At 45.4% G+C, this 7526-nt stretch carries 7 protein-coding genes; all 7 read right to left on the bottom strand.

Features of this window, described 5'->3' with window-relative positions; genetic code table 11:
* Nucleotides 1-994 (bottom strand): tetratricopeptide repeat protein (locus AAFP14_RS14740; protein ID WP_341733003.1); only part of this gene is annotated, 994 nt, incomplete at its 3' end.
* Nucleotides 995-1025: 31 nt separating this feature from the next.
* Nucleotides 1026-2018 (bottom strand): NAD-dependent epimerase/dehydratase family protein, encoded by a 993-nt coding sequence (locus AAFP14_RS14735; RefSeq protein WP_341733002.1) that lies wholly within the window; start codon nt 2016-2018, stop codon nt 1026-1028.
* A complete protein-coding gene (locus AAFP14_RS14730; protein WP_341733001.1) occupies nt 2015-3130 on the bottom strand; it encodes a DegT/DnrJ/EryC1/StrS family aminotransferase in 1116 nt (371 codons plus the stop codon). The genes AAFP14_RS14735 and AAFP14_RS14730 overlap by 4 nt, the downstream gene beginning before the upstream one ends.
* Before the next feature lie 27 nt (nt 3131-3157).
* On the bottom strand, nt 3158-4309 hold the full coding sequence (locus AAFP14_RS14725; RefSeq protein ID WP_341733000.1) for a DegT/DnrJ/EryC1/StrS family aminotransferase: 1152 nt from the start codon (nt 4307-4309) through the stop codon (nt 3158-3160).
* Between the two features lie 27 nt (nt 4310-4336).
* Complete coding sequence (locus AAFP14_RS14720) at nt 4337-5401, bottom strand: alpha-ketoacid dehydrogenase subunit beta (RefSeq protein WP_341732999.1); 1065 nt, start codon at nt 5399-5401, stop codon at nt 4337-4339.
* An 8-nt stretch (nt 5402-5409) separates the two neighbouring features.
* Complete coding sequence (locus AAFP14_RS14715) at nt 5410-6375, bottom strand: thiamine pyrophosphate-dependent dehydrogenase E1 component subunit alpha (protein WP_341732998.1); 966 nt, start codon at nt 6373-6375, stop codon at nt 5410-5412.
* Nucleotides 6376-6433: 58 nt separating this feature from the next.
* Entirely contained in the window at nt 6434-7423 is a 990-nt protein-coding gene (locus AAFP14_RS14710; RefSeq protein ID WP_341732997.1) for an NAD-dependent epimerase/dehydratase family protein, read from the bottom strand.
* Nucleotides 7424-7526 lie beyond the last annotated feature (103 nt).

The following is a 7526-nucleotide window of genomic DNA, read 5'->3' as shown; positions in this document are numbered from 1 at the left end:
TATAGTCGGGATTTAAGCTAATCACTTCTTGATAAGCCGCGATCGCCCCTTCCGTTTCCCCTTTCCCTTCTAATTTTGACCCTAATACAGACCAATTTTCCCAATTACTCGGTTGTAAATGAGTTAATTTTTCATAAGCTATTATATAGTCGGGATTTAAGCTAATCACTTCTTGATAAGCCGCGATCGCCCCTTCTCTCTGATTCTCCTCTTTTAATAACTGCCCCAACTGCCACCACAACTCCCAAGATTCCGGTTGCAATTGCACTAAGGCTTGATATCCTGGGATGTGAGCATTATTAATAGCTATAACTTTTTGATAAGCTGCGATCGCCCCTTCTCTCTGATTCTCCTGTTCTAATAACTGCCCCAACTGCCACCACAACTCCCAAGATTCTGGTTGCAATTCCACTAAGGCTTGATATCCAGGAATATAGCTTTGATTGAGATTAATTACTTTTTCATAAGCCGCGATCGCCCCTTCTATCTGATTCTGCTGTGTCAGAACTTGTGCCAATTGCCACCACAGTTCCCAGGAATGTGGCTGTAACCTTAGCAAATTTTGATAAGCTTCCACAGAACCAGGATTTAGCTCTATACTACGCCGATACATCGCTATCACCTTCGCCAAATCCAACTCAGTTCGCCGTTGCAAGGCTTTCCCCAAACTGTGCTGAATTTCCAACTCTTCTGGCTCTAATTCTAAAGCTTTTTGATAACAAGCGATCGCCTCATCCAATCTACCCATTTTTTCCCAAGCTTCTCCTAAACTGTAATGAACCCAAGGTGAAGATGAGTTGAGTTTGATCGCAATCTGATAGGCATTGACAGCTTCTTCCCAAAGGCCCAGCTTAGCCAAAGCATCCCCCAAATTGTGGTAAGACCAATAAAAACTTGGGTTTTCCTCAATCGCTTGACGATAGGAGGCGATCGCTTCCTCCCATCTTCCTTCTAGCTTCAGTTTGTTTGCCGTATCAAAATAGCTTACTCTCATTTTTCATCCTTTCAGATATGCAGCCTATCTCTTAATTTTTATGGATATAGACTAACGGCTCCTGCTCGATCGCAGACCAGTTACTTTCAACCCACTCTATCACTTCTTGCACCCCTTGTTCAAAGGAGACTTGAGGCTGCCAGCAAAGTTCCCGTTCGGCCCTTGAACAGTCTAGCAGATATTGGGAATCCTGCCCCAATCGCTCACCTACAACCTGAACGCATTTTTCAAAATCATACCCCATGCCAGCACAAACCTGACCTACAATATCAGCAATAGTGCGATCGCTCGGAACGGTAAAGTGATAAGTTCCTGGGTTCCCTTGCTTCAAAGCCAACAATAAACCCTGGACAACATCTCGGACATGAATAAAGGACTTAACCGAGGTTCCTCCCCCATGCAGTTCAATGGTTTTACCCATTTTTAGGTAAATTGCTGTTCTCGGAATAATCTTAAACAGTTGTTGATGCCTGCCGTACACATTTGTCGATCGGATAATAATCGCCGGAAACCCAAAATTCTTGCTGATTGTATTCAGGTACATATCCGCGGCTGCTTTAGAAACAGCGTAGGGCGTACTGGGGTTAAACAGCGTTTCTTCCGTTACTTTATCCGCACAACTGCCAAAAATTTCCGCTGATGAAATGTGAACGTAGGACTTGAGATAATCCCGACTTCTAAGCTGGTCGCATAACTTTACCACCGCCGTCGTGTTAATGTCAAAATACTCAACCGGGCTGTAGTTGCTCAACCCTACCTCACTCAAAGCAGCCACATTAATTACCACTTCCGGCTTGGTTGCGTCTAGCAGTTCTATCAGGAGATCGAATTCCCTGACACTATTAATTTGGTGGAAAGTAAAATCAGGATTTTTGCGTTGTTTGTAAGGCAGGAAAAAGTCTTTATATTCAGGCGATCTACTAACACCAATTACTTTATTATCGGGATCGTCCAACAAAGCATCTACAATGTGACAACCCGTAAAGCAATTACTACCAATTACAACGTAAGTCGTTTTACTCATTTCATCTCTCCTTGTAGATAGAACGATCGCACGCACTCGATCATATAATCAATTTCATCTGAGGTGAGATGTTGATGAGCTGGTAAAGTGATCGATACCTGCGAATCTCTCTCCGCTACCGGAAAGTCACCTTTCTTATAGCCCAAATGAGCAGCCGCTTTTTGCAAGTGAACGGGAATCGGATAATGAATTTTAGCTTCAACTCCATTTTCCTGCAAATAAGTCAGTAGTTCATCTCGATGTTCCACCCGTAAAATGTAGAGGTGGTAAACGTGCTTGACATTAGCTGGACGGTGGGGAATGTGAATGAACTCCCCTAAATCTGCAAAGGCTTCATCCAGCCGTTTCGCATTAGCAATTCTGGTATTAGTAATAAACTCAGTTTGGTCTATTAACCGATTGCCAATCACGGCTTGTAGTGAGTCCAAACGAGAATTGTGACCGAAAATTGCCACTTCGTCGCGGTTAATTAAACCGTGATTGCGGAACAATCGCAAATTTTCGTACAACTCTTGCGATCGCGTCACAATTATCCCACTATCACCCCAAACATTCAAATTCTTTAACGGATGCAGCGAAAAAGCAGCCGCTTGTCCCCAACTACCCACATACTTGCCATCTCTAGCCGCTGTAATTGACTGACAAGCATCTTCAATAACCAGCAAATTATGTTTTTCCGCAATCTTCATAATCGCAGGCATATCTGCCACATTACCCGTGTAGTGGACTGGTAAAATCGCCTTGGTCCGGGGAGTAATCGCCGCCTCAATTAAGTTAACATCAATCGTATAACCTTCATCATTATCCACAAATACAGGAGTTGCCCCCGTCATCGCGATCGCCCCCACCGTAGCAATGAAAGTATTAGTGGTGGTAATTACCTCATCCCCAGGGCCAATCCCCAGCATTTTCATCGGTAAAATCAGAGCATCAGTACCCGAATTCACCCCAACCGCGTAAGGCATTTGGCAAAATTCAGCAAACCGACGTTCAAACTCAGTCACAGGAGCTCCCAGCGTAAAATCGCCGCTCAACACCAATTCCCGCACGTCCGCCAGATAATCATCAACATTCGCAAACTGCCGGTCGAGGTAAGAAAACTTGACTTGCATTCTCTGTTTTGTTAACATATTTACCCTTCAATTACTACCATAAAACGCTTGAATACTGTCGCAAACACGCTCTAACTGCTCCTCTGTTAACCCCTGATTTACTGGCAGACTTAAAATTAGATTAGCCTGTCGTTCAGTCACGGGAAAACTATTCTCTCCATATCCTAACTCTTTTCCGACAGTAGAGAAGTGGATAGGAACTGGATAGTGAACTGATGTACCTATTCCCCTTTCTCCCAGAAATTGCCGCAGTTCTTCACGGCGTTCTGCTTGAATAACAAAAGTGTGGTAAGCGCACTTTTCATGTTCTTTTTCCAACGGCAATTTCACCTGCTCAATTCCTGCTAGTCTAGCCTGGTAATAACAGGCATTTTGGCGGCGCTGTTGGGTCCAAGCTTCGAGATAGCGTAATTTTACCAGTAAAATTGCAGCTTGCATCGTGTCTAGGCGAGAATTATGCGACCACATCACACAGTCATCGCGGGTGCGAAGACCAATATTCCGCATAATTTTCAACTTGTCGTACAGTTCAGGATCGTTTGTGGTGATAACGCCGCCATCGCCGCAAGCATTTAAAGTTTTCAGCGGATGCAAACTAAACCCGCCTATTGTACCAAATGAACCGACTCGCCGACCTTTATATTCAGCCAAGACTGCTTGAGCCGCATCTTCCACCACATATAATCCCTTCTCTTTTGCCAATTCTAAAATAGGCTCCATATCGCAGGGACGGCCTGTGAGGTGAACTGGTAAAATAGCTTTAGTTTTAGAAGTAATAGCTGCCGCAATTTTATCGGGATCGATATTATAATCATCCCGTACATCCACAAAGACCGGTTTAGCTCCTAGAACTCTAATACAGGTTGCTGAAGCAATAAAGGAATTAGGTGCTGTAATTACTTCATCACCACTGCGGATTCCCAAAGCTTTAAGGGCAAAAATTAAGGCATCCGTACCTGAGTTAACGCCAACAGCATAGCGGACACCGCACATTTCTGCAAATTGACGCTCAAATTCCGATACTTGTTCACCTAAAATAAACTGCCCACTGTCTAGCACTTCGCTAATAGCTGCCAAGATTTCGGACTTGATTAGTGCGTGCTGTTGGGCTAAATCAACGTAGGGGATTCGCTCTAACTGGGATTTAGGTTCGATAATTGGAGGATGGATCGTTGTCATTGTTAATAAAGTTTAATTGGGTGAGTATTAAAACGGCCCAGTAAATCTTTTATCTGGAACATCCAGGGGATTTTCCCGCACAATTCCCAATTGTGTTTCTGTTTGTACGACCAAACCCATCATCGTGCGGGCAGCATTTACAATGTCAACAGCGCGGGGGTAGTAATCGTTGGCGATCGCCGGACTAGATGGTGCGTACACATCAGGAAGAGCGATACGTTTGGGACTGCATTTAAGAAAAGGATAAGCTTCTTCTGCCACAATTGCTAGGATTTCGCTGGCAAAACCCAAGGTTCGCCAAGCTGCATCGGCTGCAATCAGTCTCCCGGTTTTGCGTACTGATTCCAAAATAGTTTCGGTATCTAAGGGTTTGAGCGATCGCACATCCACGATTTCTGCTTCTATCCCGTCTCGCGACAACAACTCAGCAGCCCGCAACGCTTCCAGCGTCATGTAAGAAGTTGAAACAATCGTTACATCATGACCTTCTCGGATTTTCCGAGCTTTGCCAAGTGGGACGCGGTACATTTCCTCTGGTACTGGGCCAAAAATTTGGTGCAGCCAGCGATGTTCAAAAAATATGACAGGGTTATTGTCTTCGATCGCGGCAATCAGCAAGCCCTTAGCATCATAAGGCGTTGTCGGCATCACCACTTTTAACCCCGGCACATGAGCAAACCAAGCTTGCAGACTTTGGGAGTGCTGCGGCCCTTGACCCCAACCCCGACCGATGACTAGGCGAATCACCAGGGGAACAGATGCTTTGCCACCAAACATATAGTGCCACTTAGCGGCGTTGTTCACCATTTGATCCATCGCCAGTAGCGCAAAGTCTACTCGCTGATGCACCAAAACCGGGCGCATTCCCGCCAGTGCAGAACCAATTGCCACGCCAGTCATACCATTTTCAGCTAACGGCATATCCAGCACCCGTTCTTTGCCGAATTTCTCCCGCAGTCCCAAAGTAGTGCCAAAAATGCCTTTAGGATCGGGAACCCCTTCTCCCATGACATAGACGGCCGAATCTGCGACCATCGCCTGAGTAAGAGCTTCTTTAATTGCCTGAGCAAAGGTTAGTTCGCGTTGGGTCATAGTCGGATTCATGCGTAGATATGCTGGAAGAGAATTTGCGGATCTGGGAAGGGGCTACTTTTGGCAAAGCTGACCGCTTCCTCTACCTCAGAGGAGATTACCCTTATCATCTCCTCTAGGTCTTCTGCTGTCAGAATCCCTTGTTCTAGTAAGTGAGCTTGGGTGCGTTGAATGGGACAACGCACTTTCCACTCTTGAAATTCAGCTTCCGTGCGATAGCCCAAGTCATTGTCGTAGTTCGGCCCACAATGTTCCCGCCACCGATAAGTTTTGAACTCCAGAAAAGTTGGCCCACCACCGTTCCTTGCACGTTGCACCGCTTCAGCGGTCATCTGATAAACTTGTCCAACATCATTTCCATCCCCTTGAAAGCTGGGAATATTGTGAGACTTTGCTAGAGCATACACTTCTCGCCCCAACGGTTGGCGTTCGCTCATCCCCGTGTACACGGAGTACAAGTTGTTTTCGCACACAAAAACCACAGGTAGATTTTTTAACGCAGCGAAATTAGCGCTTTCGTGAAAAACGCCTTCTTCTGTGGTTGCTTCACCGAAGAATACTACCACTACTTTGTTTAATCCTTGCATGACGACTCCCAAAGCAGCGCCTACCGCCACAGGTATTGTGCCGCCGACAATGGGAGCAGAACCCATAAATCCGGCATCCAAATCGATCAAGTGCATAGAGCCGCCTTTGCCTTGACAGCAACCCGTGGCTTTACCGTACATCTCAGCTAAAAAAGCTTTTAAGTTGCCTCCGGCTGCTAAATAGTGACCGTGAGCTCGGTGATTGCTAAAAACGGCATCAGTCGGGTAAAGCGTGGCACAAACGCCAGCCGCGATCGCTTCTTGACCGATAGACAAGTGTATCGGGCAGCGCATTTCCTGTTGAGGATAAAGTTCAACAATTTTCTCCTCTACCAGGCGGATGCGGAGCATTGTGAAAAATAGTTGTTTCGGCAATTCGGGAGGCATGGTTATTTTACCTGAATTTTATAGACAAATTGGATCAGCTTAATTGCCAACCATTTACTTACTTCAGGTGAATTTCTTGCATGACTTTAATATTGTAATAAAGGCTATCAGTCATCGGATTAGGAATCAAATCAGCATTAAAAGCCTTCACCAAATCTTGCACTGCATCTTCAATTGTGTGCTGCGGTACAAACCCCAGTTCTCTCTTAATCTTCTCAGATGAAATGTGATAAGAGCGGTTGTCATTGGTCGGCGTGCTGACAATCTCTACTTGTTTTCCTACCACATTTCGCACCATTTGAGCAATTTGCATCACAGTATGATTTTCATAACCCGCGTTAAAAATCTTGCCGTCGATCGCCTCATCAGGCAATTCGAGGGACTTGATATAAAGGTCTGTCATATCCTCGATGTGAATATTTGGTCGTTTTTGGTCGCCGCCAAACACGGTAATTTTACCATTATTGACAGCGTGGTTAGTCAGGATATTCACTGTCAAATCCAGCCGCAAACGAGGGGAATAACCGCAGACGGTTGCCGGCCGCAGAATCAACGTAACAAACCCCGGTTCGCGGTTTGCCAGCAACACATCTTCGCACATTGCTTTATACTTGGAATAATCTGTTAAAGGTTCCAGTGGCAGTTCTTCGTTAACATTTTCGGTTTCTTTGATGCCGTACACGCTGGAGGAAGAAGCATAGATAAACCGTTTGACTCCACTGTTTTTGGCGACATCTACTAAGTCAACAAAAGCATCGTAGTTAATCGATTTACCGAGGTCTGGGTCTAATTCAAAACTCGGATCGTTGGAAATGCAAGCTAGATGGATAACAGCATCGCATCCGGGTATAATTTTTTCGAGCAGCGGGCGATCGCGAATATCTCCTTTAATCTCTTCTAGCCCTGGATGATCTTTGACGGAGGATAGAACATCTTCTCCATAGATGTACAAATCCACAACCTTCACTCGATATCCAGCTTGCAGGAGTTTAGGGACTAGAACAGCCCCCACATAACCCGCTCCGCCTGTGACTAAAACTTGTTGCATTTGATTCACCCTAAATTCCTCAATTACTTTCAACTTGGTAGTCCTGGACGCATGGGGGCCTAGAAACCGGGTTTTTTCACGAAAAACTTTGTTGGATCATCGC

The organism is Microcoleus sp. EPA2, from assembly GCA_020882975.1.
GTDB lineage: Bacteria > Cyanobacteriota > Cyanobacteriia > Cyanobacteriales > Microcoleaceae > Microcoleus.
The sequence above is the reverse complement of the archived record's forward strand: the minus strand, read 5'-3'. Positions and strand labels throughout refer to the sequence as shown.

Coding starts and splice junctions, on each gene's coding strand:
- AAFP14_RS14735 (WP_341733002.1), bottom strand. CDS start 2,018: ATGAGTAAAACGACTTACGTTGTAATTGGTAGTAATTGCTTTACGGGT.
- AAFP14_RS14730 (WP_341733001.1), bottom strand. CDS start 3,130: ATGCAAGTCAAGTTTTCTTACCTCGACCGGCAGTTTGCGAATGTTGAT.
- AAFP14_RS14725 (WP_341733000.1), bottom strand. CDS start 4,309: ATGACAACGATCCATCCTCCAATTATCGAACCTAAATCCCAGTTAGAG.
- AAFP14_RS14720 (WP_341732999.1), bottom strand. CDS start 5,401: ATGACCCAACGCGAACTAACCTTTGCTCAGGCAATTAAAGAAGCTCTT.
- AAFP14_RS14715 (WP_341732998.1), bottom strand. CDS start 6,375: ATGCCTCCCGAATTGCCGAAACAACTATTTTTCACAATGCTCCGCATC.
- AAFP14_RS14710 (WP_341732997.1), bottom strand. CDS start 7,423: ATGCAACAAGTTTTAGTCACAGGCGGAGCGGGTTATGTGGGGGCTGTT.